This is a genomic window from Marinovum sp. 2_MG-2023 (assembly GCF_030548265.1).
In the GTDB taxonomy this organism is placed as follows: Bacteria; Pseudomonadota; Alphaproteobacteria; order Rhodobacterales; family Rhodobacteraceae; genus Marinovum.
On the sequence record NZ_JAUOSD010000030.1, the window covers coordinates 14351 to 40125 of the forward strand.

At 60.3% G+C, this 25775-nt stretch carries 26 protein-coding genes; 14 read left to right on the forward strand and 12 right to left on the reverse strand.

Annotation, left to right across the window (positions count from 1 at the left end):
- Nucleotides 1-9: 9 nt before the first annotated feature.
- Both Q4577_RS21080 and Q4577_RS21085 read right to left on the reverse strand, forming a co-directional pair.
- The gene (locus tag Q4577_RS21080; RefSeq protein WP_244690803.1) at nt 10-513 is read right to left on the reverse strand and encodes a hypothetical protein; all 504 of its coding nucleotides are present in this window, start codon (nt 511-513) and stop codon (nt 10-12) included.
- A 67-nt stretch (nt 514-580) separates the two neighbouring features.
- Nucleotides 581-1528: a tripartite tricarboxylate transporter substrate binding protein gene (locus Q4577_RS21085; RefSeq protein ID WP_244690802.1), complete on the reverse strand. Its 948-nt coding sequence runs from the start codon at nt 1526-1528 to the stop codon at nt 581-583.
- 127 nt (nt 1529-1655) lie between these two features.
- On the opposite strand from Q4577_RS21085, the gene Q4577_RS21090 reads away from it, so the two are divergent.
- Both Q4577_RS21090 and Q4577_RS21095 read left to right on the forward strand, forming a co-directional pair.
- Complete coding sequence (locus Q4577_RS21090) at nt 1656-3113, forward strand: sulfatase-like hydrolase/transferase (protein WP_303472540.1); 1458 nt, start codon at nt 1656-1658, stop codon at nt 3111-3113.
- 19 nt (nt 3114-3132) lie between these two features.
- Complete coding sequence (locus Q4577_RS21095) at nt 3133-3834, forward strand: GntR family transcriptional regulator (protein WP_244690800.1); 702 nt, start codon at nt 3133-3135, stop codon at nt 3832-3834.
- Nucleotides 3835-3882: 48 nt separating this feature from the next.
- Here the strand turns inward: Q4577_RS21095 and Q4577_RS21100 are convergent, their stop codons facing one another.
- From Q4577_RS21100 to Q4577_RS21130, 7 genes are all read right to left on the reverse strand, one after another.
- Entirely contained in the window at nt 3883-4776 is an 894-nt protein-coding gene (locus tag Q4577_RS21100) for a GntR family transcriptional regulator (RefSeq protein WP_303472537.1), read from the reverse strand.
- Nucleotides 4777-4842: 66 nt separating this feature from the next.
- Entirely contained in the window at nt 4843-5514 is a 672-nt protein-coding gene (locus Q4577_RS21105; RefSeq protein WP_303472535.1) for an RraA family protein, read from the reverse strand.
- Between the two features lie 3 nt (nt 5515-5517).
- Nucleotides 5518-6294: an SDR family NAD(P)-dependent oxidoreductase gene (locus tag Q4577_RS21110; RefSeq protein WP_303472533.1), complete on the reverse strand. Its 777-nt coding sequence runs from the start codon at nt 6292-6294 to the stop codon at nt 5518-5520.
- Nucleotides 6295-7323, reverse strand: a complete 1029-nt coding sequence (locus Q4577_RS21115) for a zinc-binding alcohol dehydrogenase family protein (protein ID WP_303472531.1) — start codon at nt 7321-7323, stop codon at nt 6295-6297.
- 59 nt (nt 7324-7382) lie between these two features.
- Nucleotides 7383-8294, reverse strand: a complete 912-nt coding sequence (locus Q4577_RS21120; protein WP_244690795.1) for a sugar ABC transporter substrate-binding protein — start codon at nt 8292-8294, stop codon at nt 7383-7385.
- A 59-nt stretch (nt 8295-8353) separates the two neighbouring features.
- Entirely contained in the window at nt 8354-9343 is a 990-nt protein-coding gene (locus Q4577_RS21125) for an ABC transporter permease (RefSeq protein WP_303472529.1), read from the reverse strand.
- Nucleotides 9336-10109: an ATP-binding cassette domain-containing protein gene (locus tag Q4577_RS21130; protein WP_303472527.1), complete on the reverse strand. Its 774-nt coding sequence runs from the start codon at nt 10107-10109 to the stop codon at nt 9336-9338. The genes Q4577_RS21125 and Q4577_RS21130 overlap by 8 nt, the downstream gene beginning before the upstream one ends.
- A 129-nt stretch (nt 10110-10238) precedes the next feature.
- Here Q4577_RS21130 and Q4577_RS21135 point away from each other — a divergent pair, with 129 nt between their 5' ends.
- The 5 genes from Q4577_RS21135 (at nt 10239) to Q4577_RS21155 (ending at nt 13958) form a co-directional block, all read left to right on the forward strand.
- Nucleotides 10239-10553, forward strand: a complete 315-nt coding sequence (locus Q4577_RS21135) for a UxaA family hydrolase (protein WP_244690792.1) — start codon at nt 10239-10241, stop codon at nt 10551-10553.
- The gene (locus tag Q4577_RS21140; RefSeq protein WP_303472525.1) at nt 10550-11749 is read left to right on the forward strand and encodes a UxaA family hydrolase; all 1200 of its coding nucleotides are present in this window, start codon (nt 10550-10552) and stop codon (nt 11747-11749) included. Before Q4577_RS21135 ends, Q4577_RS21140 begins: the two co-directional genes overlap by 4 nt.
- Nucleotides 11750-11761: 12 nt before the next feature.
- Nucleotides 11762-12709: an aldo/keto reductase gene (locus Q4577_RS21145; protein WP_303472523.1), complete on the forward strand. Its 948-nt coding sequence runs from the start codon at nt 11762-11764 to the stop codon at nt 12707-12709.
- Complete coding sequence (locus Q4577_RS21150; protein WP_303472522.1) at nt 12706-13536, forward strand: amidohydrolase; 831 nt, start codon at nt 12706-12708, stop codon at nt 13534-13536. Before Q4577_RS21145 ends, Q4577_RS21150 begins: the two co-directional genes overlap by 4 nt.
- Nucleotides 13537-13625: 89 nt before the next feature.
- Nucleotides 13626-13958 carry an L-rhamnose mutarotase gene (locus Q4577_RS21155; protein WP_303472520.1) on the forward strand — a complete coding sequence of 111 codons (333 nt, stop codon included), beginning with the start codon at nt 13626-13628 and terminating at the stop codon, nt 13956-13958.
- 241 nt (nt 13959-14199) lie between these two features.
- On the opposite strand, the gene Q4577_RS21160 is transcribed toward Q4577_RS21155, so the two are convergent.
- From Q4577_RS21160 to Q4577_RS21170, 3 genes are all read right to left on the reverse strand, one after another.
- Nucleotides 14200-15723, reverse strand: a complete 1524-nt coding sequence (locus Q4577_RS21160) for a sulfatase (protein ID WP_303472518.1) — start codon at nt 15721-15723, stop codon at nt 14200-14202.
- A 218-nt stretch (nt 15724-15941) separates the two neighbouring features.
- Nucleotides 15942-16658: an FCD domain-containing protein gene (locus Q4577_RS21165; RefSeq protein WP_303472517.1), complete on the reverse strand. Its 717-nt coding sequence runs from the start codon at nt 16656-16658 to the stop codon at nt 15942-15944.
- 24 nt (nt 16659-16682) lie between these two features.
- Nucleotides 16683-18299 (reverse strand): GMC family oxidoreductase, encoded by a 1617-nt coding sequence (locus Q4577_RS21170; protein WP_303472515.1) that lies wholly within the window; start codon nt 18297-18299, stop codon nt 16683-16685.
- Between the two features lie 145 nt (nt 18300-18444).
- Here Q4577_RS21170 and Q4577_RS21175 point away from each other — a divergent pair, with 145 nt between their 5' ends.
- The 7 genes from Q4577_RS21175 to Q4577_RS21205 all read left to right on the forward strand — a co-directional run.
- The gene (locus Q4577_RS21175) at nt 18445-19905 is read left to right on the forward strand and encodes an aldehyde dehydrogenase family protein (protein WP_303472513.1); all 1461 of its coding nucleotides are present in this window, start codon (nt 18445-18447) and stop codon (nt 19903-19905) included.
- Nucleotides 19906-19958: 53 nt separating this feature from the next.
- Entirely contained in the window at nt 19959-20933 is a 975-nt protein-coding gene (locus tag Q4577_RS21180) for an ABC transporter substrate-binding protein (RefSeq protein ID WP_244690759.1), read from the forward strand.
- 64 nt (nt 20934-20997) lie between these two features.
- The gene (locus Q4577_RS21185) at nt 20998-22518 is read left to right on the forward strand and encodes a sugar ABC transporter ATP-binding protein (protein WP_244690757.1); all 1521 of its coding nucleotides are present in this window, start codon (nt 20998-21000) and stop codon (nt 22516-22518) included.
- Nucleotides 22515-23486 (forward strand): ABC transporter permease, encoded by a 972-nt coding sequence (locus Q4577_RS21190; protein ID WP_303472509.1) that lies wholly within the window; start codon nt 22515-22517, stop codon nt 23484-23486. The genes Q4577_RS21185 and Q4577_RS21190 overlap by 4 nt, the downstream gene beginning before the upstream one ends.
- Nucleotides 23487-23489: 3 nt before the next feature.
- Nucleotides 23490-24485: an ABC transporter permease gene (locus tag Q4577_RS21195; protein WP_303472507.1), complete on the forward strand. Its 996-nt coding sequence runs from the start codon at nt 23490-23492 to the stop codon at nt 24483-24485.
- On the forward strand, nt 24482-25582 hold the full coding sequence (locus Q4577_RS21200) for a mandelate racemase/muconate lactonizing enzyme family protein (RefSeq protein ID WP_303472505.1): 1101 nt from the start codon (nt 24482-24484) through the stop codon (nt 25580-25582). The genes Q4577_RS21195 and Q4577_RS21200 overlap by 4 nt, the downstream gene beginning before the upstream one ends.
- Nucleotides 25579-25775: alcohol dehydrogenase catalytic domain-containing protein (locus Q4577_RS21205; RefSeq protein WP_303472503.1), on the forward strand; the 197-nt coding region annotated here is incomplete at its 3' end. The genes Q4577_RS21200 and Q4577_RS21205, both read left to right, overlap by 4 nt.

The window sequence follows — 25775 nt, forward strand, 5'->3', positions numbered from 1 at the left end:
AAGTCCATCTTAGAATACCGCCGGAATGTTGACGAAGAAGATCCGGGTGAAGACCAGTTCCAGCCCCACGCCAAAGGCCAGCCCGCCAAGGCCCAGACCCAGCAGCATCGGGCGGGTCAGGGGCAGGCCGATCACCAATGCGCCGACCCAGAACAGGACGGTGGCAATGATCATGAAGGGCACAACCGCGCTTTGCAGAACCAGAATGAGCGCGAAGAAAAACAGGATATAGCCGACAGCGGCGGCGGTGCGGCGCAATGTGTCGGGGTCCGGGTGGCGCAGCGCGGCAAGCGGCGCGCGGTCGGCCATCAACAGACGAAGGGACCGCACCACTTCGAATGCAGCACAAAGAAAGATCACCCCGGCAATCATTTTGGGGACAGCGGCCGACCCCATCGGTTCGAACCGCGGGGCGGGAAGGGTCAGCGCCGCAGCATAAAACGCCGCCGCGATCCCCGCAGCGCCCAGGGCGGCAATCAGGCTGATCAGCCCGTCGTTGCTCTTGTCGTCCATGACAATCCTCTCTCGGGACCGCGCCTTGGGTGGCGCGGCCTTGCATTCGATTGCGATTTTGGGGCGCTTACATGTTGGCCGCTGCGGCCTTTACTTCCTCGTAGGTCGGGCCATAGACCGCCGGCGCTTCGTCTGCTGTCAGGAATTCATTGGTCAGCGCGCGCTGTGCCAACATGGCCTGGAAGCTTTCGGATTCGTAAGCGGTGCGGAACGCGGTTTCGAGGATTTCCAACCGCTCGGGCGGGGTGCCTTTGGGGGCGAATACCCAGTTATAGTTGCTCCAGACCTGATCATAACCCAGCTCCTTGGCGGTGGGCACATCGGGCATGGCGGGGTGACGGTCCGGCGAAAATTGCACCAGCGCGGTGATATCGGGGTTCGGGCTGCCGACATATTCCCCCATCGAGTGGATGGTGACATCCGCATGTCCGCCAAGGATCGCCGCCAGCCGTTTGGCACCGCCACCGGACTGCAAAAGCCGGATGTCGAGCCCGTCGACCTTGGATTTCAGCATTTCGTGCTGGATATGCGGGGCGGATCCCAGTGCGGTGGCCTCGGTCACTTCGCCCGGATGCTCCAGCGCATAGTCAATCAGGTCTTTCAGCGTTTCGTACCCGGAATCGGCGCGGGCGATCAGGATGGAATTCCAACGCCCGGTCAGGGCCACGGTTTCGATGTCGTCGGGCGTCACCTGTGAGATGCCAAGCGCGTTCGACGTCAGCATGCCGAAGTGCCACATGCCAAGGGTATATCCGTCGGGTTCCGCGGTGGCCACGGCGGTGCCGCCCAGCGATCCACCCGCGCCGGGCATGTTCACCACGACCACGTTGGTGCCGAGGGCGCCGGTTTCCTCAAGCGCGATCTGAAAGGCACGTGCGACGGTGTCGCTGCCGCCACCGGGGCCAAAGGGCACAATGATCTTGATTGGCTGACTCGGATAGTCCTCGGCGCTTGCAACAAGTGGCAATGCGCTTAGGGCTGTGGTGGCCAAGGCGATGAAATTCCTGCGAAACATTGGTGTCCTCCCGGTGGTTTCAAGCTGTGGTCTTTTTAGAGATCCTAACTAAGCTCTCAGAAAAGATTTGACAGAGTCGGGCTGCCGAGTCAATTATCTTTTACGCTTTTTGAAGGAGATCCCCGGCATGTGCGCCGCCAACATCCTGTTCATTTTATCGGATCAACATGCGCACAGCATGATGGGCGCGCACGGCAATTCGTGGGTCTCGACGCCCAATCTTGACCGGTTGGTGGCGCGCGGGAAGAGCTTTTCCAATTGCTACACGCCCAGCCCGCTGTGCGTGCCGGCGCGGATGTCGCTTTTGACCGGGATGTTGCCGTCACACACCGGGTGTTTCACCAATTCCGATACGCTGGCCAGCGATATCCCGACCTATGCGCATGCGCTTGGCGCGGCGGGCTATCGCACGGTTCAGGTCGGGCGCCTGCATTCCATCGGCCCGGATCAGTTGCGCGGTTTTCAGACCCGGCTGGTCGGTGATCATTCCAGCAATTGGATTGGCGCCAAGGGCCATGACATGGGGCCGCTGGCCGATACAACCCGACCGCATGGCATCAGCCTGGCGCGGTCCGGGCGCGGTCACAGCGTGTATGAAAGTCATGATCGTGACGTGACCGATGCCGCCTTGGCCCAGTTGGACAGGCTGGGTGCGGATGATGACGACCGGCCCTTTTTGTTGCATGTCGGCTATATCCTGCCGCATCAGCCCTATGTCGCCGCGCCGGAACTGGTGGAAAAATACCTGAACATCCTGCCTGCGACGGTGCCATCGGGGGCGGTGCCGGATCATCCCTATTTTGCCTGGTGGCGCGATCACAGCGGCCTTTGCGCGGTCACGGCACAGGACACGCGCCGCGCCCTGGCGGCCTATTACGCGCTTGTCGAGGTGATGGACGCGATGATCGGCGAATTGCTGGACCGGCTGCACCAGACCGGGCTGGAAGAAGATACCCTGGTGATCTATGCGTCCGATCACGGCGAGATGATGGGCAACAAAGGCCTGTGGTGGAAGCAATGCTTCTTTGAGGACGCCGCGAGGGTGCCCTTGATCATGTCCCGGCCCGGCCATGTTGCCCCGGGCACAAGCGACCAGATTTGCAGCCTTTGTGACCTGTCCGCGACGATGATTGATGTTGCCGGCGCGCCGGCGCTGCCGTTCAGTGACGGGCACAGTCTTTGCCCGGTGCTTGACGGTGGTGGGGCCGTGCCACGTGATGTCCTGTCGGAATATTACACCGACGGTCTGGCGCGTTGGCCCGGACGCCAGCAGCGGTTTCAACGGATGTTGCGGCGGGATCACTGGAAATACATCCATTTCGACGATGCGCCGCCGATGCTGTTCGATTTGCAGGCCGACCCGCAAGAGGATACCAACCTTGCTGGACAGCCGGAACATGCCGCGCGCGAAGCCGAAATGCACCAAAGCTTGATGCAGGATTGGGAACCGGCGCAGATCGCGGGCTTGATGGATCGGCGCGCAGCGCGCAAAGACCTGTTAAAGACCTGGGCCAGTGCGACCAGCCCACAGGAAAACCACGTCTGGACCTTCGAGGCGGACGACAACATTTTGATCACAACATGAAAGATATTGGAGACTGCGTGTGCCGAGTGAACTGCAAGAGCCCATCGACGACGAAGCGACCCCACAGGCCCCAGTTCAACGATCGGGGGCCTATGAACGCTTTTTGAAATGCCTGATGCAGGGGGTGTTCCGTCCTGGGCGTCTGGTGACGCAACGCGAAATCTGCGAGGCCACGGGATCGACGATCACCGCCGTTCGCGAAGCGCTGAAACGTTTGGAAGGCGAGGGCATCGTGGAGCTGATCGCCAAAAAGGGCGTTGTCCTGCATGAAATCACCGCGGATGAGGTGCGCGAAATCTATCAGTTGCGCAAGATTGTCGAAGTGCCGGCCGTTCGGGCCTATGCGCTTGATCATGACCCTGCGGAAATTGATGTGCTGCGGCAAAAGACCCGCGACATCATGGATGCGCCGATGGACACCGCCGCGCAGCGCCAGGCATTGGTCCGGCGGCGGACCAAGCTGGACTGGGATTTGCATCAGACGTTTCTGAGCGCCCTGCGCAGCAGTTTGATCGACGATATTTTTCGCAATCTCGAAACCAAACAGATGCTTGTGCGCCTGCAACTGCCGCCCCGGTATCTAAGCCACGGCGAAGCCTTTGCCGAGCATCTGGAAATTCTGGATGCGATTGTCGCCAAGGACGCGGACAAGGCGGCGCATCTGTTGGAAAACCATCTCAGCACCGCGCAACAAAGGTTTCTGGACGCGATTGAGTACTGAGACCCGCGAGAGGGCCGTATTGGGCCGCGTGACGGTATGGTCGCGCCTTTAATCCCAGAGCGCGGAATTGGTCATCGTGTTCTTGGCATTGTTCAGGTGCTTGCGAAACGCGGTATTCGCGGCCTCCAGATCACCGGACTCCAGCGCCCGGATGATTGTCAGATGCTCCAGGATGGCGTCGCGGTTGCGTTCCTTTTCGTCGACCCTGTTCCACCTGTAATGGTAGTGAAATACCATTGCCACGACTTCGAAGAAGTCCGTCATGAACCGGTTGTCGTAGGTTTCGATCAGCGCGCGGTGAAACCGTTCGTCCAGCCGCGGAAAGGCCAGATAATCGCGGTCGATCTGGGCCAGAATGTCTTCGTGTTGCGGGGCCAGTGCAATCACCGCCTGATGGCTTTCTGATCCGGCACCCTGTCGAAGCAGGTGATCAAAGGCCCGCAATTCAAACATTTCACGGACGTCAAAAAGTTCCTCGGCGAAATCACGGGTGAACCCGCGCAGCATCCACGACCGGTTGCGTTCCTTGGTGATCAGCCCAAAGCGTGAAAACTTGATCAGGAATTCACGTATGACCGAGGAGCTGGCATTGAATTCCTTTTTCAGATCGGATTCGTGCAGCGCCGTGCCGGGGGCAAGGTCGCTGTTGAGCACGTATTCCATGAACTGCGATGACACTTTTTCAGTGGCGGATGCGGTTTCGGATTTGCCGAAATAATCCGATTTTTTCGGCGCGCGCAGCACCAGCTTGTGGCGGCCTTCCCATTTGATGATCCCGGCCTCGTCGAGGTTGGTCAAAATGGCGCGCACGGTTGTGCGGCTGACGGCAAGCGTTTTGGACAGCGCACTTTCGGTCGGAAGCGCGCCCGACACCCCCGCGCTTCGAACAATATCAAGCGCCTGATTGTAGCTTTCCTTGAATGTGCTGCTGTCACGCGACATGCCGGCTGTCCTCCAGATTACCGGACAGAGTATCGCCCTGGCTCCGGGCAAGTCCAGAGGCGGGGATCACATGACACCGAAGGTGGCAAAGGCCTCCTGGCTGCTCATGCCGTTGCGGATCGCCGTTGCGACCTTGTTTTCGGTGGCCACCTTTTCAAACGCGGCGGCAATGGCCGCGTCTTCGGCGCTGCGTGGGATGATCAGCACGCCTTCGTTGTCGGCAACGATCAGATCGCCGGTGTTGATCTGCACCGCGCCGATGGTGATCGGCGTGCGAAAATCCACCACCTTGCCGCGCACACCCTGATCCTGGGCATAGGCCCCACGGGCAAAGACCGGGAAGCCGAGGGCGCGGATTTCATCGGTGTCGCGGACATATCCGTCAAGGATCGCCCCCGCCGCGCCCAGATGCTGGGCCCGTGTCGACATCAACCCGCCCCACAGCGCAAAGTCGAGCGAGGCCCCCGAGGTGATATAGATTTCGCCGGGCTTCAAATCGTCCAGCGCCTGAAACATGACGCCAAAAGGCTGATCCGCCAGCGGGCCCTGGCCTGTGCCTTCTGGATAGGCGGCTTCGAGCACCGGCATCGCCCGGCCCACGATCCGCGTTCCGGGCTGCACCGGGCCAAGACCGGGCGGCAGGAATTGGTGGCGATACCCCATCACATCCAGCGCGTCGCCGATCACGGCGGTGAACAGTTCAGATTTGATGCGGGCAAAAAGATCAGTGTCGGTCATTGTTCAAAACCCCGTCGCGCCACCGCCATCCACAAGGATGACCTGGCCATTGATATATTTCGCAGCTGGTGAGGACAGGAACGCACAGGCCCAGCCGATGTCCTCTGGTGTCCCCAGCGCCTGCATCGGAATCCGGTTCAGGATCTTTTGCTGGCGTGGAATGTCGCCTTGGGTGGCCTTGCGATACAGGTCGGTGTCGATCCAGCCCGGCGCGACGCCGTTGACCCGAATGCCGCGCGCGGCAAATTCGGCGGAAAGCCCCCGGACCACACCGTTGATTGCGGTTTTGGAAATTGTATAGCCATGCACCATCGGCTGGCCGATATAGGCGGTCATCGACGAAATGAACGACACCGATCCGGGGCGATCCTCGGTCAGAAGCCGTTTGATGACACAGCGGGTCAGTTCCAGCGCGCCGCGCACATGCACATCAAAAATCTGGTCGAAATCGGCCATATCGGCCTCTTCGAAGGGTTTCTTGACCGTGTTGCCGGCGTTGTTGATCAGAATGTCGATGGGGCCGTATTTTTCCGCAATGGCGGCTTCGGCCGCAGGCAGGGTCGCAAGATCGCTGAGATCCAGTGTGGTGGTGGCGCAATCATGGCCGATCTCGGCAGCGGCGGTTTCCAGCACATCTGCGCGGCGTCCGGCAATCACCACCCGCGCGCCGCTTTGGGCCAGACAGGTCGCGATCGCCTTGCCGATGCCCGATCCGCCACCGGTGACCAGAGCGGTTTTGCCATGCAGCCCGTAGGTGTGGGCCAGTATGTCAGAGGTCAATCAACTGTCCTTTTCAAAGTCGATCATGATCTTGAAGGTCTCATCGCGATGCGCGACCCAATGATCAAAAGCTGCGGTTGCCTGATCCCAGGGAAACACCTTGGAAATCAGCAGATCGGCCATGTCGGGATGCGTCTGCATAAAGGCGATGACAGCGTCGAAATCGGTGCGGGTGGCATTGCGCGAACCGCGAATGTCCAGCTCTTTCAGGTTGAAGAACTTGGTCTCATAGGCAACTTCGCCCTTGGCATAGCCGATATAGACGATCCGCCCGGTAAACGGCGCGAGGTCGACCGCCAGCCGAAAGGTCTGGGCCACGCCGGCCGCTTCGATGATGACGTCGGCGCCGCGCCCCCCGGTCAGATCGGCGACGGCCTGTTCCAGATCGGTTTCAAGCGGGTTGATCACCGCTTTGGCGCCCAGCTTGCGCAGGGTTTCGGATTTGCGGCCAGAGATTTCGCTGACAATCACATCGGCGCCACGGGCCTGCGCCCCAAGCACCGCGCCGACGCCGATCATACCGCCACCCAGCACAAGCACGGTGTCGTCCGCGGTGACATCGCCCCGGGCCACGGCGTGGAACCCGACCGAAAGCGGTTCGACCATCGCCAATTGGTGCAGGGGCAGCGTGTCATTCACGATCAGCCGGTCGGCAGGCAGGGCAATCCGGTCGCAAAGGCCGCCGTCGCGCTGGACACCCAGCGTCTGGTTGAACTGACAGGCGTTCATGCGTCCACGCCGACAGGCGGGGCATTTGCCACAGGTGGTATAGGGGATCACGACGACCCGCGCGCCGGGCGTGTATTCCGCCGCAACATCGGGGCCGCATTCAAGGATGACACCGCCGATTTCATGCCCCGGAATACGCGGCAATTCCACCAGCGGGTTGGCGCCATTGAACGTGCTGAGGTCGCTGCCGCACAGGCCAACGTGGCGGACATCGACCAGCACCTCACCCGGGCCGGGTGTGGGGGCGGGGATGTCGCGAAATGCGGTGTGACCGATCGTGTCAATGGCAAGGGATTTCATCTGCGGTCTTTCTTCGAAGGAATGCGGCGGGCGCGGTGGCGCGCCCGCCATCGTCGGGTTTACTGGTAGTCGGCCACATTGTCGGCGGTGATCAGGATCCCGTCGATTGGCACCACGGCGGGGGCTTCTTCGCCTTTGATGATGTTCAACAGGTTCTGCACCGATTCCACGCCCATGCGGGTGTTGTCCTGTTTGATGGTTGCCGATTGTTCATCTTCGGCGATGGCCACCAGGTTGGCAGGGTTGCCGTCAAAGCCCACGATCACCAGCTTGTCGAGCTTGCCCAGGGCCTTGGCCGCGGACACCGCCGCCAGCGCACCGGGATCCCAGGCGGAAAAGATCGCTTTGATCTCTGGGTCGGATTGCAGGAAGTTGGTGGTGGTTTCAAAGGCACAGGCATCCTGCCAGTCGCAGATCTGGAAGATCACTTCGTGGCCTGCGGCCTCGGCTGCGTTCTTGACCCCGTCACGGCGGGCGTTGCCGGTCTGGTGCCCGGCCGAGCCGCCAAGGATCAGCACCTTGCCGCCGTCGATCTGGCCCACGATGTAGTCGCCGGCGATGCCCGCAGCCGCAAGGTTGTCGGTCTGCACAAGGCTGGAGACATGATCATGGTCGATGCCGGTGTCGACAGCCACAACCGGAATGCCCTTGGCCGCCGCCGCATCAAGCGAGGCGTCAAAGGCGCGGTTGTCGACCGAGCCGATGATGATGCCATCAACGCCCATGTCGATGGCGCGGTCGACCGCGTCCTTTTGCGCTGCGGAATCTGGCGAGGATGCGGTCATGTCGATGAATTCGACACCCTGCTTTTCGGCCTCGGCTGCGGCGGCTGTGGCGACACCGATCCAGAACGTGTTGTCGGTGGAATAGCCTGTATAGGCGATGCGCATGTCTTCGGCGAAGACAGCCGTCGTCGCGGCCAGCGTCAGCGTTGTGGCCGCAAGTGCGGTTTTGAATTTGTTCAGTGTCATTTCAGTTCCTCCCTGGTGGTGATGATGCCCCTTTTTGGGGCTTGTGATTTGCGGTGAAACTACCGCGCGGATCGTCGCCAGACGTCCCAATAGACGGCAGCGATGATGATGATGCCGATGGCAATGCGTTGATAGGATGTGCCGACGCCCATGTAGGACAGGCCGACGGTGATGGTCTGCATGATCAGCATGCCGATCAGGGTCTTGCCGACGCCACCCCGACCGCCAAACAGGCTGGTGCCGCCGATGACCACGGCCGCGATGGCAAAAAGTTCGTAACTCTGACCGCGTGCGGGCATGGCAAAGTTCAGCTTTGCAACCTCCATGATCGCGGCCAGCGCGGCCAGGGTGCCCCCCAGCATGTAGTAATAGATCCGGCTGCGTTTGACCGGAACACCGGCCAGGCGGGCGACCTCTTCGTTGCCGCCGATGGCAAAGGCGCGGCTGCCCAGCCGGGTTCGGGTCAGGAACAGGCCGGTCAGGATGGCGGCGGCGAACATGATCGCCATCGGCACCAGATACCCCGAACCGAGACTTTGAAACCCGTCGGGAAAGCGCGACAGATCCCGCCCGCTGGCCAGGATCTCGGCCAGGCCCTTATAGGCGGTGAGCCCGCCGAGAGTGACGATAAAGGCCGGAACCCCGGTGGCCACCTGCACGATACCATTAAGCGCGCCCAGCCCCGCACCGATGCCCAAGCCCCCAAGGACCGCCAGCCAGACCGGCAGATTGACCTCGGCCAGCAGGATGCCGACCGACACGCCCACAACCGCAAAGATCGACCCGACCGACAGGTCCAGCCCGCCGGAAATCAACACCACGGTCGTGCCACAGGCCAGCACGGCCAGGATCGAGGCCTGACCAAAGATCGACAGCAGAGTGTCGAAGCTGCGGAAGGGCGGCGACAGGACAAAGAACACCAGATAGATCAGCGCCAGCGCCGCAACCACCTGCCATATCTGCATGAATTCATGGATCAACCGGTCAAAGGTGCGCGATGTGGCACCGGGGTTGGACACGGCGGTAGAACTGTTTTGTGCATCAGCCATCTTTGGCGTCTCCTTCCAAAGTGCCGGTGATCAGGCCGACCAGCGTGTCGCCGTCGACCTCGCTGACCTTGCGCACGGCGGTCAATTTGCCCAGCCGCAATACCATGACGCGGTCACAGTAGTTCAACACATGCTGCATGTTGTGGGTGATCATGATGACCGACAGGCCGTGATCCTTGAGCGAACGCACGAGATCCATCGCCATCTGGCTTTCGCGGACCCCCAGCGCGGCGGTGGGTTCATCCAGAATGGCAATACGCTTGCCGAACATCACCGTTTTGGACAGCGCCACAGCCTGACGTTGACCGCCGGAAAAGGCCTGAGCATCGCGATAGATATCCGTGATGCGGATGTCGAGTTTGGTGAAAAGATCGCGGATTTCGCGGTCCATCTTCTTGAAGTCGAGAACGCCAAAGATGCGGCCCAACCAATCATCACGCAGGATCTCGCGGCCCAGAAACACGTTCTGGGTGATCGAGATTTCATTGACCAGCGCGAGGTCCTGATACACGGTTTCGATCCCGGCCGCCTTGGCGTCTGTCGGGCTGTCGATCTGGGCATCCTTGCCGTCGAATTGGATTGTGCCGCTGGTGCGGGGAATGGCCCCGGTCAGCGCCTTGATCAATGTGGATTTCCCGGCCCCGTTGTCGCCGACAACGGCCAGGACCTCCCCCTCTTCCAATGTCAGGTCGACCGCGTCAAGCGCCACGATTCCCCCGTAGTGCTTGGAGATCCCGCGGGCCTCCATTACCGGTTTTGTCGCCATCCCGGACCCCCCTCCGTCTGTCGATCGCCCGTTGTTTCAGGCGTTTGTGTCTAAATTGCATAATAAACATATTCGCATCTTGTCAAAGGAATATTTTTTTCATTTAGTGCATGATATCGGGGGGCTTACATGACAGACCAATCTGACGGGCCAGTATCTGGCCTGCTTCATTTGCATCCGCGCGACAATATTGTCGTCGCCATTCGGCCATTGACCAAAGGTGAAATGATCGAGATCGCAGACGCCCGGATTCGGGTGCCGCGCAATTTGGCGCTGGGTCACAAACTGGCGTTGCGGGACATTTCCGCAGGCGATGACGTGCTGAAATACGGCGCGCCGATTGGCCGGGCGTCCTGTGATATCGGGGCTGGCGATCACGTGCATCTGCACAATCTGGCAAGCCGCTATACCGTCATTCAAGACATCGAAGGGACCAACGCATGAGCGTTCCTGCAATGACAGGCTGGCCGCGTGCCGACGGGCGCAAGGGCATCCGCAACATCGTTCTTGTCGCCTATCTTGTGGAATGCGCGCATCACGTTTGTACCAAGATCGCCCGGCCCTTTGATGAAACCGATGTACAGGTGATCGGCTTTTCCGGCTGTTTTCCGTCCGATTACGGCCAAGAGATGATGGAGGCGCTTTGCACCCATCCGAACGTGGGCGCGGTGCAATTGGTGTCGCTGGGATGCGAGAATTTTCGCAAACAGGAACTGGCTGATCTGGTGCGGGCGTCGGGGCGTCCGGTGAACCTTGTCACCATTCAATCGACGGGCGGAACCGCCGCTGCGGTTGCGCAGGGCCGGGAATGGGTCACGGCGCAGGTCGACGCGTTGCGGGATGCGCCAAAGGTCGCGATGGAGGCGTCGGAGCTTGTCATCGGGACGATCTGTGGCGGTTCGGATGCGACCTCTGGGCTGACGGGAAATCCGGCGGCGGGGCGGGCATTTGACCGTTTTGTGTCCGAGGGCGCGACCTGTATCTTTGAGGAAACCGGCGAATTGATCGGCTGTGAACATATCATGGCGGACCGGGTCAGCGACCCGGCGTTGCGGCCCGACATCATCGCAACTGTGGAAAAGGCCGCGCGCTATTATGCGCAGATGGGTTATGGATCGTTTTCCAACGGCAATGCGCTTGGCGGTTTGTCGACGATCGAGGAAAAGTCGCTGGGCGCCTATGCCAAATCCGGCTCCAGCCCGATTTCCGGCATCATCAAGCCCGCGCAACGGGCGCCGGGCGGGGGGCTCTATCTGTTGGATGTGGTGCCGGATGGCGCGCCGAAATTCGGTTTTCCCAACATCAATGACACCGCCGAGATTATCGAATTGATCGCCTGCGGGGCGCATGCGGTGATCTTTGTGACCGGGCGCGGTTCGGTCGTGGGGTCGGCGATTTCACCGGTGATCAAGGTCTGTGCCAACCCGGAAACCTATGACCGGATGGCGGCCGATATGGATGTGAATGCCGGGCGTATCCTGCGCGGCGCGGCGACATTGGATGAGGTCGGCGATGAAATCCATGATCAGATCATTGCCCTGGGACAGGGCGTGCAGAGCAAATCCGAGGCCCTGGGGCACGTTGAATTTGTTCTGACATACAAGACTGCGGCAGGACCCGAACCGGGCTGCCACGTGTAGGAGAAACAACATATGTTGACAGAGAATCACCGCCTGTCCTTTGGCTGTGGCGGGCTTGGCGGGCTGTATCGCCCGGTGTCCGATGGCGAAGCACAGGACGTGCTGGCCGCCGCATGGGATCACGGGATCCGCTATTTTGACACCGCACCGCATTATGGCCACGGCGCGTCAGAGCACCGATTGGGCCGGTTCCTGCGAGAGCGGCAGGACTGGGTCATTTCGACCAAGGTGGGGCGAATCCTGAGCCCCGACAGCAATCCGCCGGAGGTGGTGAACGGGTTTCACAGTGCGCTGCCGTTCCGCCAGCGGTTCGATTTCAGCTATGATGGCATCATGCGGTCGGTCGAAGACAGCTATCAGCGGCTTGGGGTGAACCGCATCGACATTCTGTATGTGCATGACATCGGCGATCCCGGAGCAGGCACCGACACAGCCGAACATCGGGCGCAATTGTTGGACAGCGGTGTGCGCGCGCTGGAAGAGTTGAAAGCCGCGGGTGTGGTGTCGTCTGTCGGGCTTGGCGTCAACACGGTGGAGATCTGTGAAGAGCTGATCGGCAAGATGCCGATTGATCTGATCCTTCTGGCCGGGCGATACACATTGCTGGACCGGTCGGCGCAAGCGCGGCTGTTTCCGCTGGCCGAACTCCATGGCATTCGCTTTGTCATGGGCGGCGTGTTCAACTCTGGCATTCTGGCGACCGGCCCGGTCGAGGGCGCGCATTATAATTATGCGCCCGCCCCGCAGGACATTCGCGAGCGCACCGCAAGGCTTGAGGCGATCTGCCAACAACATGACACGCCACTGGCCGCCGCCGCCTTGCAATTTCCGGCGCGCCATCCTTTGGTGGCATCGACATTGATCGGCACCGGCAAGGTCAGCTCGCTTGCCAGGAATGTGGCGCAGTTCGGGGCGGACCTGCCAGATGCGCTATGGTCAGAGCTGGAGATCGCGCCATGAAAATCGATTCACACCAACATTTCTGGACGCTGGCCCGTGGCGATTATGACTGGCCCAATGACAGTGTCGCGCCGATCTTTCGCGATTTCGCGCCTGCGGATCTGGCGCCGCTGCTGGCGCGTGCCGGGATTGATCGCACCGTCCTGGTGCAGGCGACCGACAGCGTGGCCGAGACCGCGTTTCTTTTGCAGCTGGCGGCCGAGACTGATTTCATCGCCGGCGTGGTGGGGTGGGTCGATCTGGCCGACCCCGAGGCGATTGCGACGATTGATCGGCTGCGCGCCGATGATCATCTGAAAGGTCTGCGGCCGATGCTGCAGAACATTGAGCACACAGATTGGATTTTGCAGGGCGCGGTTCAGCCCGCCCTTGCGCATATGCAGGCCTGTGGGCTGCGGTTTGATGCGCTGATCCAGCCGCGGCATTTGCCAGCCATTCACCAGTTGGCCGAAACCTATCCTGATCTGCCGATTGTCATCGACCATGTTGCCAAGCCCAAGATGGGCAATGCCACCCAGCCGGATACGGCATGGCTGGAAGGGATGGCCCGCCTGGCAGAGCGGCCCAACGTCTGGTGCAAATTGTCGGGTATGGTGACCGAAATCGGACCCGCATGGAACATCGACGATCTGCGGCTGTTTGCGTCGCATGTTCTGGCGGTTTTTGGCGCTGAGCGGGTGATGTTTGGCAGCGACTGGCCGGTGGTCAACCTTGCCAGCGATTATCAGGTGTGGGCGGACACCGCCGCCACATTGACAGAGCCGCTTTCGCCATCTGAAAAAGACGCGATCTGGGGCGGCACCGCCGCGCGGTTCTACGGTCTTTGACACAGTTCAGGCTCTGACCCAGTTCAAACTTTGAAATGGGTCAGACTTTGACACAGTCCAAATTCTTAACACAGTCCGGGGAGGACGAAATGACACAACGCATGGGTTTTGTGATTGGCATCAAGGCGGCCGACATTCCGCGTTACAAGGAATTGCATGCCGATGTCTGGCCGGATGTCCTGACGCGGTTGAAAGCCTCTAACATCACGAATTATTCGATTTTCCTGCGCGAACCGGAAAATCTTATGTTTGGTTATTGGGAATACACCGGCAGCGATTTCGCCGCTGACATGGCGGCCATCGGCGAAGACCCGGTGACCCGCGAATGGTGGGCGGTGTGCGGGCCGATGCAATCACCACTCGACAGCCGCAAGGATGACGAGTGGTGGGCCGGGATGGAGCATGTTTTCTATCTGGAATAGGCGGTTACCGGAGCAGGCGCTTACCAGTTGGCCACCGCGCCGTCGGGCCGCCGCAGACGCGGGCGGCCCACCTCGGCCATCGCGCCCTCTGACCAGCCAGAGCTTTCGGCCGAGAGCGGCACGCTGGTCCCCCTGTTGTCGCCATATCGTTAGGGTTGAACCCAAACCGCGTAAAAGGTTTTTTGTACATTATCTGGATGGAGGAGGTTTTTTGACTTTACTTCCAATCCGTTAAGAGCACCTAGCGGTGCTCTGGGATGTCGCCGATTTCCTGCATTCGGTTTTCCAGCGCCGCCAGCATCCGGTCCCGGACTTCGCCATGTTCGGGCGCATCCCACAGGTTCACCAATTCGCTTGGATCTGATTCGAGATCGAACAATTCCCATTCCGGCGGATCGGTCTTTTCGCCCGTTCCCAGATGGCCCAGACCGTCATTGTACCAATGGATGATCTTGTAGCGTTGGTTGCGCAGACCATAGTGGGCAAAGGCCTGATGGCTGTTGTCGCGGTGCATCCAATACCGGTGGTAGACCGCATCTGGCCAATCCTCGGGCGTGGTGCCCTCAAGACAGGGTCGAAAGCTGCGCCCCTGCATATAGCTCGGCACTTTTGCCCCGGCAAAATCGAGCAGCGTCGGCGCAAAATCGACATTGCAGATCATCTCGTCGCGTTCGGCGGCCGCCAACCCGTTGGGGTAGCGAATCAAAAACGGCATCCGCAGCGATTCTTCGTACATGAACCGTTTGTCGAACCAGCCATGTTCGCCCAGGAAAAACCCCTGATCCGAGGTATAGATCACAATGGTATTTTCGGCCTGTCCGGTTGCCTCCAGATGGTCGAGCAGCCGACCGACGCTTTCGTCCACCGAAGCCACACATTGCAGATAGCGTTGGATGTAACGGCGATATTTGAACAGCGCCAATTCCCGTTCGCTGTCAAAGGTGAACACCTCGCCGGTGTTGGTGTCGATCAGGCGCAGCCCGGTCGGGTCGTCGGGATGCGGCACCTTGCGCCCCGGTTTGCCCTCGAAATGGATTTCGCCGACCTCGGCCCCGCCTTCGGGTTGCGCCAGACCCAGATCTTCATATTCAAAATCATTGCGCACCCGCATGCGCGCTTCCTTTGCTGCTTGCGACCGGGTGGCATAATCGTCGTCAAAGCTGTCGGGCACCGGAATATCAATGTCGGTGTACAGCTCGCGATTTTTCGGATGTGGCGCGAAATTCCGATGCGGGGCCTTGTGATGGCACATCAAGAAAAAAGGCCGGTCATCGTCCTGTTTCATCCAATCCAGACATTTGTCGGTGATCAGATCGGTCACATACCCGGGCTCGCGCGCGCGGCCCTTGGGGCCGATGAATTCGGGGTCGAAATAATCGCCCTGGCCCGGCAGAACAGACCAATGATCAAAGCCTGTCGGTTCATGGTCCGGCCCTTCGCCAAGATGCCATTTGCCGATCATCGCCGTGCGGTAGCCCGCCTGTTGCAGATGTTTGCCCAGATGGGGGCGGCGCGTGTCAAATGGCGTGTCCAGCGTCGTCACACCGTTGATGTGATTGTGCTGACCGGTCAAAATCGCGGCCCGGCTGGGCGTACAGATCGAATTGGTGACAAAACAATTGTTCAGCCGGACACCGTCCTTCGCGATCCGATCAATGTTCGGTGTCTCGTTTAAACGCGAGCCATAGGCCCCAATGGCCTGTGCGGCATGGTCATCGCACATGATGAAGAGGATATTGGGGGCACGTTTTTGGCTGTCGGTCATCAATTCACATCCATTTGTCTGAAAAAGGGCCGGTATGGCGGTTCGGGGCCATGGCCGGTGCGGGGAATTTAGATTTTATTGCAATAAATGCAATTCCGCATTTTTGAATGCCGTCGGCCGGGCGCAATGCCGGTGCGTTTTGCGGCCCAGCTCAACTCAGTCCAGCCCAGCGCAGTCCAGTTCAGCTCAGTCCGGTGTTGCCCGATAGGATGTTCAGATCAGAGATCTTCGCCAAAGGTTTCGCAAACCTGGCTCCAGGCTTGTTCCAGATGCGTCCGTAGTGCGGCCTCGGCGGCGTCGGGGTCGCGCATCAGGATACCGTCAAAGATCCGCACATGCGCCTCATAGTTTATCCGGTTGCGTTCGGGCAGGCGCGGCATTCGCGACCATTGCGGCGCAAGCCAGGTGACATAGGCCTTGTGCAGCGATGGCAGCACCGGATTGTGCGAGATTTCATAAAGCAGGGCATGAAAGGCGCGGTCGGTGCGATAGAATTCCTCGCTGTCGTCGATGGCGGCGCCGTTGGCCTCAAGCGCGGATTTCAACGCGGCGATGTCGTCGCGCTGTGCCTGTTGCGCTGCCTGCCTGACCAGGGCGCCTTCGACAAGGATGCGGGTGTCGAACAGGTTTTTCACACCGCCGGAATTGTTCAAAAGATGACTGACCACGGATTCCATCGCCGAAATCGCGGCGTCATAGCCGGGCTTGCGCACAATCGGGCGGTGGCGGGGGCGGGCCTCAAGCATGCCTTGTTTGGACAGCGCCTGAACCGCTTCGCGCACCACGGTCCGGCTGATGCCGAATTCTTCCATCAAAAGCCGCTCTGGCGGCAGGGGGGTGCCATCGGTGTATTCGCCAGATTGAATTTTCTCTGACAGCCGGCGCACCACCGTATCTGCGGCGCGGCCCGATTTGTTAACGCTGATCTCTGGCATGAAGGTCTCCGTCCTCGGCTGTGCCTAGATTACATCCATTATCAGATCGGCGCACCTGTCCCCGAGCATCATTGCCGGGGCTTGGGTGTTTCCGGCGTTGATGTTCGGCATAGCCGAGAGGTCGCAAACGCGCAATCCGTCGATCCCCCGCACCCGCATCCGCGGATCAAGAACCGCCATGGGATCATTGTCGCGCCCCATGCGGGCGGTTCCGGCAGGGTGATAGTTGGTTTTCACAAAGCGTTTGCAATGGGCGCGCAGGCCGGCATCGTCGCGGTCCTCGGGCGCGGGCAGCATCACCCGGTCGATATGCGAGGCCAGCGGGCTTTGTTCAAATGCGCGCAGGAAATACCGCTGACCGGCGATCATATCCGCCATATCGGCGGGGTCTTGCAACAGGTTGGGCGACACAAGCGGCATCGCGGCAGGATCGGCAGAGGCCAGCCGCACTTCGCCGCGCGACCGGGGTTTGACCACAACGGTGGTGATGGTCAGCCCGTGCCCGTCTTCGACCAGATCGCGGGTGTCACGATCCACATAGACAATGGGCACACAAAAGGCCTGAATTGTCGGTTCGCCATCAGGGTCCGCCGGATTGACAAAGGCACCTGCTTCGACGCCAGCCGAGGTGACAGGCCCGGTGCCAAACAGTTTGAACTGCAACCCGTTGCGCAACATGCGCCAGCCGTCGCCCTGTTTGTAATAGCCGTAAGGTCCGTTGGCGCGCGAAATGATCGGCACTTCGGGATGATCAACAAGGTTCTGACCCACGCCGGGCAGGTCGGCAATGCAGGGCAGGCCGTGTTCGGCAAGATGGTCCGCCGGACCAATCCCGGACAGCATCAGCAATTTCGGCGTGATCAGCGACCCGGCAGAGAGCACGACCTCACCGGAGCATCTGACGCGATGTTCGCCGGATTTGTCGCGATAGGTGACCCCAACCGCACGTCCGTTTTCGACATCAATCCGCGACACTTCGGCCTGAAGCCGGACTGTCAGATTCGGGTTGTTTTCTTGTGGTGTGACAAAGGCATAGGCGGCAGAGGACCGGCGGCCATTGCGATTCATGAATTGATAAAATCCGACGCCGCGTTGCTGCTGGCCGTTGAAATCATGGCTGAAGGGCAGGCCGAGCTCCTGAACCGCCTGCACAAACCGGCGTGACATGCCGTCGATATGCCCCGGGTCCGACACCAGCAGGGGGCCATCCGCGCCGTGATGCGCGTTCATCAGCCGGTTGTTGCCCTCCATCCGCCGGAAATGCGGCAGAACGGCCTCCCAGCTCCAGTCGACGGGATTGTTGGAGCCGTGCAGAAGCTGGTGCCATTCGTCGTAATCCGAGGGCCGCCCGCGCATATAGACCTGGGCATTCACGGATGACCCCCCGCCCAGCACGTGACCCTGGGGGATGTCATGCACCCGCCCGTCCAGATGCGCCTGTGGCACGGTCTTGTGATACCGCATGAAGCGGGTGCCATTGATCATCTTGAAGATGCCGGGCGGCATGTCGAGCAGCGGATGACGGTTGGAATACCCTGCCTCTAGCAACAGCACCTTTGCCCCCCCGTCCGAGGCCAGTCGCCCGGCGGCCACACATCCGGCAGCGCCGCCACCGATGACGATATGGTCAAATTCCTGCATAACGGCCTCCCTTATTTAGACGTACCAAAACCTTGTGTCATGAAGGCAGAATATCAAAAAATTTGCAAGAACTGAAATATTCTGTTGACGGATGCGGTTTTTGAGCGGATGTTTCGATAACTTTAGTCGTACCAAAGGATGACAAATGGATTTCGCACCCGCCACAACCCTCGATGCCCAGATGCTCATTGGCGGTCAGTGGGTTGCGCCCCGTCCGGATGCCGTGATCGAGGTCGAGAACCCCGCTGACCAGTCATTTATCGGCACGATTCCCGATGGCACGGTGGATGATGCCGCGCGCGCCGTTGCTGCGGCGCAGGCCGCCCAGCCCGCATGGGCCGCACGCCCGGCGATTGAACGCGGTCGCGCGGTGCGAAAGCTGGCCAGCCTGGTGTCGGAACGGGCAGAGGATCTTGCGGTGCTGATCACCCGCGAACAGGGCAAGCCGATCAGCCAGGCGCGGGGCGAGGTTGGCGCCGTCGTCGGGTTCCTTGAACATGCCGCCGAAGGCGCGCGGCGGATCGAGGGTGACATCATCACCTCTGACAACCCGAACGAAGAAATCTATATCCGCCGCCATCCCTATGGCGTGGTGGTCGGTTTGACGGCCTGGAACTATCCTGCCGCACTGGCGGCGCGCAAAATTGGTCCGGCGCTGGTCGCGGGCAACACCTTTGTCCTGCTGGCGCATGAGATCACGCCGTTTTCGGGTCTTTTCATTGCCGCTTTGGCGGAACAGGCGGGCATTCCCGCCGGTGTGCTGAATGTGGTGACCGGGCGCGGGGCGGTAGTGGGACAGGCGCTGGTGGATCATCCGGGCACCGGCCTGATCACCATGACCGGCAGCAATCGCGCCGGGCGCGAGATTTTCCGATCCGCAGCTGACGGCATGAAGGTTCTGCGACTGGAACTGGGTGGCAAGGCCCCCTTTATCGTGATGGAAGACGCCGAAATCGACAAGGCCGTGGCGGCGGCGGTGACCGCGCGTTACACCAATTGCGGCCAGATCTGCACCTGTAACGAACGGATGTATCTGCATCAGGACATCGCCGACGAATTCCTTGAGAAATTCGTTGCGGCCTCGCGCGCGCTGAGCATCGGGGATCCGATGACAGACCCGGACATGGGCCCCAAGGTCAGCGGACCGGAGATCGACAAGATCAAGTCGATTGTCGACGCCTCGGTCGCGCAGGGCGCCGAAGTTCTGCTTGAGGGTGGGCCACTGACCGAAGGCAAATATGCCAAAGGCCATTGGTATGCGCCCACCGTGCTGGAGCTGAAGGACAATAGCTCGCCCGTTATCGAACAAGAGGTTTTTGGCCCCGTGGTTCCAGCGGTGCGCGTGCCGGATTTCGACACGGCGCTGCGGCTGGCCAATGACACCGAATATGGGCTTTCGGCCTATATCTTCACCCAAAATCACCGCCGCCTGATGCAGACGCCGTATCGGCTCAATTTTGGCGAGATTTATGTAAACCGCGCAAATGGCGAACAGTTTCAGGCCTTTCACAATGGCTGGAACCATTCGGGTCTGGGCGGAGAAGACGGCAAATATGGTTTCGACGGGTATCTGCGCAAGCAGACCCTTTACATGAACTGGGGTTGATCCGGTTCGCCGCGGCCAAACAAGAAACGCCGCAATTTCTGGGAGGAAATGACATGAAACGACGTATTATTCTGGGCACTGCGCTGTCGGCGCTGGTGGCATTCAGTGCCGGGATCGCCACGGCGGACACACCGCCACTGGCGCAGAAAGAGCGCTACAAAGTCGGCTTTGCGCAGATGGAATCCAACAACCCATGGCGCATTGCGGAAACCAAATCCTTTCACGACACGGCAGAGGCCTGTAACTGGGATCTGATCGCCACCGATGCGGCCGGTTCTGCCGCGAAACAGGTTGCTGACGTGGATTCGATGATTGCCCAGGGCATCGACGTGCTGTTCCTGCCGCCGCGCGAAGAAAAGCCGCTGATCCCTGCTGTGATGAAAGCCAAGGCCGCGGGCATCCCGACATTCCTTGTTGACCGTTCGGTTGATCCGAATGTTGCCAAGCCGGGCGAGCATTTCGTGGCCTTCCTTGGCTCTGACTTCATCGACCAGGGCAAGCGCGCCGCAGAATGGCTGATCGAGAATTTCGACGGCGATGCAGGTGTGATCGTCGAGCTGGAAGGCACCACCGGGTCCTCGCCTGCGAATGATCGCAAAAAAGGGTTTGATGACCGTATCGCCGAAGATGACCGGTTCGAAATCGTGGCCAGCCAGACCGGCGATTTCGCCCGCGATCTGGGTCGGCAGGTGATGGAAACCCTGCTTCAGGCGCACCCGGACGTGAATGTGGTTTATGCCCACAACGACGAAATGGCGATCGGGGCCATTCAGGCGCTGGAACTGGCCGGGCGCAAGCCGGGCGTAGACGTGACCATCGTGTCGATCGACGGCACACGTGATGCGCTTCAGGCGATCATTGATGGCAAGATGGGCGTTACAGTGGAAAGCTCGCCTTTCTTCGGGCCGCTCGCCTGTGAAGTGATGAACAAATACGCAGCTGGCGAAGAGATCCCCGGCTGGGTTCAGGTCAAGGACCGCGTGTTCACACAGGACAACGCCGCCGACCACATCGACGAAGCCTACTAAGGCATCAGGCCGGAGGGCGCAGACCCCTGCGCGTCCTCCGGCCACTTCATTGATCGGATACCACATGACTGACCTCATCAAAATGACGGGCATCGGGAAATCCTTTGCCGGGATTGTTGCCTTGCAGGATGCCAGCCTTGCGATCCGCCCAGGCGAGGTCCATGCAATCATCGGCCAGAATGGCGCTGGCAAATCGACCTTGATCAAGATCCTGACCGGCGTTTATCGCCGCGACGCGGGTGATGTGCAGATGAACGGCACGCCGCTGGCGATCACCACCCCGCGCGAAGCTCAGGATGCCGGGATTGCCACGATCTATCAGGAACTTAGCCTTGTTCCGCTGCGCAGTGTGACCGAAAACGTCGTCATGGGATACGAGCCGCGCACGCGGCTGGGTCTGATCGACTGGAAGGCCGCCCATGCGCGCACCCGTGAAATCCTTGCGCGGTTTGGCGTCGACGTGGATGTGACGCGCCAATTGGGCAGCTATTCCACCGCGATCCAGCAGCTTGTCGCCATTGCACGGGCGGTGTCGCTGGATGCCAAGCTGGTGATCATGGACGAAGCCACATCATCGCTGGATGATCAGGAAATCGAAACGCTGTTTTCCGTGGTCAAGGGGCTGAAGGCCTCGGGCGTGGCGGTGCTTTATATCTCGCACTTCCTGAACGAATTGTACCAGATCTGCGACCGGGTCACCATCATGCGGGATGGCCAGACCGTGGCCACCCATGACGTGGCCGAAACCACAAAGCTGGGGCTGGTCTCGGAAATGCTGGGCCGCGATGCCAGCGAAATTCAGGCCGCTGGCCTGACGGCGCTGTCGGGTGGACATGGTGAACCGGGCGAAGTTTTGCTGGAGGCCAAGGGCCTGCGCAGCAAATCCGGTCTGCGCGATGCGTCCTTTACCATCCGCAAACGCGAAATCGTCGGTCTTGGCGGGTTGCTGGGATCGGGCCGGACAGAAGCGGCGCGGGCGGTGTTTGGTCTTGATGCGCTGAGCGACGGCCAGGTGCGCCATCATTCCGGCGCGGCGCTGGACACGCCGGCACAGGCGATTGCGCTTGGCATGGGGTTCCTGACCGAGGACCGCAAGGCCGACGGCATCATCCCGCATATGTCAGTGCGCGAAAACATCACCCTTGCGCTGCTGCCGAAACTCACCCGAATGGGCGCGGTCGACCGCGAGCGCGAGCGCAAACTGGTCGCACATTATATTGAGGCCTTGCAGATCAAGACGTCGGGGATGGAACAGCCGATCCGCGAATTGTCAGGTGGCAATCAGCAAAAGGTGCTTCTGGCCCGGTGGTTGGCGCTGGAGCCCGAGATCCTGATCCTGGACGAACCCACCCGTGGCGTCGATGTCGGCGCGAAATTCGAGATCCAATCCATCATTCGCAAACAGGTCGCCGACGGTTTGGCGGTGCTTCTGATCAGTTCCGAATTCGAAGAGCTTGTCGAAGGCGCTGATCGCATTGTTGTGCTGCAAGATGGCCGCTCGGTCAGTGAATTGCAAAACCCCGGCATTACCGAAGGTGCCTTGATCGGCGCTATCGCGCACCACCATGAAAGGAGCGCCGCGTGACACGAACGCTTACCTTGATGCGGGCGGGGTTTGACCCGACTCGCCACGGCGCCCTCTGTGCGCTGGGGGTCATCTTGCTGTTTAACCTGTTGGTGACCCCGAATTTCCTGCATGCGCAGACATTGTTCGTCAACATCAGCCAGGTTGCGACAATCGCCATTGTGGCGATGGGCATGACGCTGGTGATCTCGACCGGGGGCATCGACCTGAGCGTTGGCGCGATCATGGCCCTGTCCGGTGCGCTGGCACCGCTGATTTTCCTGTCAGAATTCGCAGCCGCAAATCCGACATTGGGGCTGGTGGCTTCGATCATCGTGCCGATCCTTGTGGCGCTGTGCTGTGGGGTGTTCAACGGTGTGCTGGTCAGCTATCTGAACGTGCAACCCATTGTTGCGACGCTGATTTTCTTCATCTCCGGGCGCGGTTTGGCGCAGGTGATGACCAATGGCAATCTGCAAACCTTTACCAATCCTTCCTTCAGCTATCTGGGCACGGGCAAGGTTCTGGGCCTGCCGTTTCAGGGCTGGCTGGTGCTTTTGATCGCGGTGATCCTCTATTGGATGGTGACACGGTCGGTGTTCGGGCGGCAATTGCTGGCCGTGGGCGGCAATGAACGCGCCGCGCGGCTGTCGGGTATTCCGGTCCACCGGGTCAAGATCGGGGCCTATGTCATCTGTGCCGGGCTTTCGGGTCTTGCGGGATTGATTGTCGTGGCGATCAACTCGGCTTCTGATGCTGCGCGCATCGGCAACCTGATGGAGCTTGACGCCATCGCCGCCGCCGTGGTGGGCGGTACGCTGTTGCAGGGCGGGCGGGCGCCGATCTTTGGCGCCGTGCTGGGCGCGGTGATCATTCAGCTGGTGAAATACACATTGCTGGCCAATGGCATCGCCGACGAAGTCGCGCTGATCGCCAAGGCCGGTATCATCATCGCCGCTGTATACCTACAGCAAGCGCGCAAGGAGTAGACCATGCTGGACACAAACGCATTTGACCTGCGCCGGTTTCTTCAGGCCGGCGGGCATTCCTTCGGGGTCTGGGTGGTTCTGGTTGCAATGATCCTGTTTGGATTGCTGCGCTACGAAAACTTCGGCGGGGCCTATAATATCTCTTCTTTCCTCAACTATAACGCGATGTTCATCGTCATTTCCGTTGGCATGTGCTTTGTCATCCTGACCGGGGGCATTGACCTTTCGGTTGGCTCGGTTGCGGCCTTTACCTCTGTGGTGGCGGCCTATCTGTCGCCCTATGGCATTCAGGTCGCGCTGCCGGGGGCGGTCATGGCGGGGCTGGCCATTGGCGGGCTGAACGCGGTCTTTGTTGTCCTGATGCGCATACCGCCGTTTATCGCGACACTTGCCACCATGTTGGGGGCCAAGGGCGGGGCGCTGGTTATTTCCGGGGCCCAGACCATTTCCATCGACTGGGAGTCTAACTTTACCAAGCTGGGCATGGAAAAGGCATTCAATCTCTTGCCCTGGACCATTGTCATCACCGCTGTGGTGGTTGTCGGCCTCTGGATCGTGCTGGAGCGGACATCGCTTGGCCGCACCGTGCTGGCCATTGGCGGCGGCGAAGATGCGTCGACCATGATGGGATTGAACGTCAATCGCGCCAAGATCTTTGTCTATGTCCTCAGCGGCGGCTGCGGCGGGATGGCCGGGGTGTTTCTGGCCTCTGGATTTGGTGCGGGCCAACCGCTTGAGGGCGTGGGATGGGAACTTTCGGCCATTGCCTCGGTTGTGGTGGGCGGCACGCTTTTGACCGGCGGCATGGGGTCCGTCGGGGCAACGGTTGCCGGGGCGCTGCTTCTGGGACTGGTGTTCAACATCCTCAATTTCGAAAATGGCCGGGGCGTCATCAGCCTCAGCGCCTATTGGCAGATGGTGATCAGAGGTGGATTCCTCTTTGTCGTGATCCTGCTACAAAGCCACCTGGCCAGACGTTCCAAGGGAGCCACCCAATGACCAAGATCACATCCGTCGAAGCACGCCTGTTCAACGTGCCACTTGCCGAAGTTCTGAGCGATGCCAAACACGGGGATCACACGCATTTCGAACTGATCACCGCCACCGTCACGCTGGAGGACGGCAGTCACGGCACCGGCTACAGCTATACCGGCGGGCGCGGCGGCCATGCGATTGTGGCCATGATCACCCATGATCTCGCGCCGTTCCTGGTGGGGCGCGATGCCGAGGATGTCGAGGCGCTTTATGAAGCGATGCAATGGCATATGCATTATGTTGCGCGCGGCGGTGTGGCGTCTTTTGCGATTTCGGCGGTGGATATCGGGCTGTGGGATCTGCGCGGCAAGCGCACGGGCCAACCGCTGTGGAAAATGGCCGGCGGCACCGACAATCGCTGTCGCGCTTATGCCGGCGGGATCGACCTGAACTTTCCGCTGCCCAAACTTCTGGACAGTGTGCGCGGCTATCTTGCGCGTGGCTTCAACGGGGTAAAGATCAAGATCGGCCAACCCGATTTGGCCGATGATGTCGCCCGGATCAAGGCAGTGCGCGAATTGATCGGGCCCGACGTGGCCTTTATGGTGGATGCCAATTACGCGATGAGCGTCGACCAGGCGATCGCGGCCGCACGTGCCTTTGCGCCTTATGACTTGACTTGGTTCGAAGAGCCGACGATCCCCGATGATTACAAGGGCTTTGGCCGCATTGCCGAGGAAACAGGCATGCCGCTGGCGATGGGGGAAAACCTGCATACGATCCACGAATTCGAATATGCCTTCGATGATGCGCGGCTGGCCTTCATCCAGCCCGACGCCAGCAATTGCGGCGGCATCACCGGTTGGCTTCAGGTCGCCGCGCTGAGCCGCAAGCACAATATGCCGGTCTGTAGCCACGGGATGCAGGAACTGCACGTCAGCCTTGTTTCGGCCCAGCCCAACCCCGGCTGGATCGAGGTCCATTCCTTCCCCATCGACGAATACACCCACCGCCCGCTGGTGGTCGAGGATCACATGGCCGTGGCCCCCGACACACCGGGCACGGGCGTGGAATTCGACTGGGATAAACTGAACGCAGCACATGAGGACTTGAACGGATGAGCACCATCACCGCCGCCTATTACCGCGGCAACAAAACCTTTGAAGTAAAAGAGATCGAAGCCCGCCCCCCTGCGGCTGGCGAGGTTCAGGTGCGGGTTGCCTATTGCGGCATCTGTGGCACCGATCTGCATGCCTATCACGGCAATATGGACGCCCGTGTCGGCTTTGAGCGCATTCTCGGGCATGAGATGTC

What these genes read in the sequence shown, in the direction of transcription:
- Q4577_RS21080 (WP_244690803.1), bottom strand. Translation starts at nt 513, where the DNA reads ATGGACGACAAGAGCAACGACGGGCTGATCAGCCTGATTGCCGCCCTG.
- Q4577_RS21085 (WP_244690802.1), bottom strand. Translation starts at nt 1,528, where the DNA reads ATGTTTCGCAGGAATTTCATCGCCTTGGCCACCACAGCCCTAAGCGCA.
- Q4577_RS21090 (WP_303472540.1), top strand. Translation starts at nt 1,656, where the DNA reads ATGTGCGCCGCCAACATCCTGTTCATTTTATCGGATCAACATGCGCAC.
- Q4577_RS21100 (WP_303472537.1), bottom strand. Translation starts at nt 4,776, where the DNA reads ATGTCGCGTGACAGCAGCACATTCAAGGAAAGCTACAATCAGGCGCTT.
- Q4577_RS21105 (WP_303472535.1), bottom strand. Translation starts at nt 5,514, where the DNA reads ATGACCGACACTGATCTTTTTGCCCGCATCAAATCTGAACTGTTCACC.
- Q4577_RS21115 (WP_303472531.1), bottom strand. Translation starts at nt 7,323, where the DNA reads ATGAAATCCCTTGCCATTGACACGATCGGTCACACCGCATTTCGCGAC.
- Q4577_RS21120 (WP_244690795.1), bottom strand. Translation starts at nt 8,294, where the DNA reads ATGACACTGAACAAATTCAAAACCGCACTTGCGGCCACAACGCTGACG.
- Q4577_RS21125 (WP_303472529.1), bottom strand. Translation starts at nt 9,343, where the DNA reads ATGGCTGATGCACAAAACAGTTCTACCGCCGTGTCCAACCCCGGTGCC.
- Q4577_RS21130 (WP_303472527.1), bottom strand. Translation starts at nt 10,109, where the DNA reads ATGGCGACAAAACCGGTAATGGAGGCCCGCGGGATCTCCAAGCACTAC.
- Q4577_RS21135 (WP_244690792.1), top strand. Translation starts at nt 10,239, where the DNA reads ATGACAGACCAATCTGACGGGCCAGTATCTGGCCTGCTTCATTTGCAT.
- Q4577_RS21140 (WP_303472525.1), top strand. Translation starts at nt 10,550, where the DNA reads ATGAGCGTTCCTGCAATGACAGGCTGGCCGCGTGCCGACGGGCGCAAG.
- Q4577_RS21145 (WP_303472523.1), top strand. Translation starts at nt 11,762, where the DNA reads ATGTTGACAGAGAATCACCGCCTGTCCTTTGGCTGTGGCGGGCTTGGC.
- Q4577_RS21150 (WP_303472522.1), top strand. Translation starts at nt 12,706, where the DNA reads ATGAAAATCGATTCACACCAACATTTCTGGACGCTGGCCCGTGGCGAT.
- Q4577_RS21155 (WP_303472520.1), top strand. Translation starts at nt 13,626, where the DNA reads ATGACACAACGCATGGGTTTTGTGATTGGCATCAAGGCGGCCGACATT.
- Q4577_RS21160 (WP_303472518.1), bottom strand. Translation starts at nt 15,723, where the DNA reads ATGACCGACAGCCAAAAACGTGCCCCCAATATCCTCTTCATCATGTGC.
- Q4577_RS21165 (WP_303472517.1), bottom strand. Translation starts at nt 16,658, where the DNA reads ATGCCAGAGATCAGCGTTAACAAATCGGGCCGCGCCGCAGATACGGTG.
- Q4577_RS21170 (WP_303472515.1), bottom strand. Translation starts at nt 18,299, where the DNA reads ATGCAGGAATTTGACCATATCGTCATCGGTGGCGGCGCTGCCGGATGT.
- Q4577_RS21175 (WP_303472513.1), top strand. Translation starts at nt 18,445, where the DNA reads ATGGATTTCGCACCCGCCACAACCCTCGATGCCCAGATGCTCATTGGC.
- Q4577_RS21180 (WP_244690759.1), top strand. Translation starts at nt 19,959, where the DNA reads ATGAAACGACGTATTATTCTGGGCACTGCGCTGTCGGCGCTGGTGGCA.
- Q4577_RS21185 (WP_244690757.1), top strand. Translation starts at nt 20,998, where the DNA reads ATGACTGACCTCATCAAAATGACGGGCATCGGGAAATCCTTTGCCGGG.
- Q4577_RS21195 (WP_303472507.1), top strand. Translation starts at nt 23,490, where the DNA reads ATGCTGGACACAAACGCATTTGACCTGCGCCGGTTTCTTCAGGCCGGC.
- Q4577_RS21200 (WP_303472505.1), top strand. Translation starts at nt 24,482, where the DNA reads ATGACCAAGATCACATCCGTCGAAGCACGCCTGTTCAACGTGCCACTT.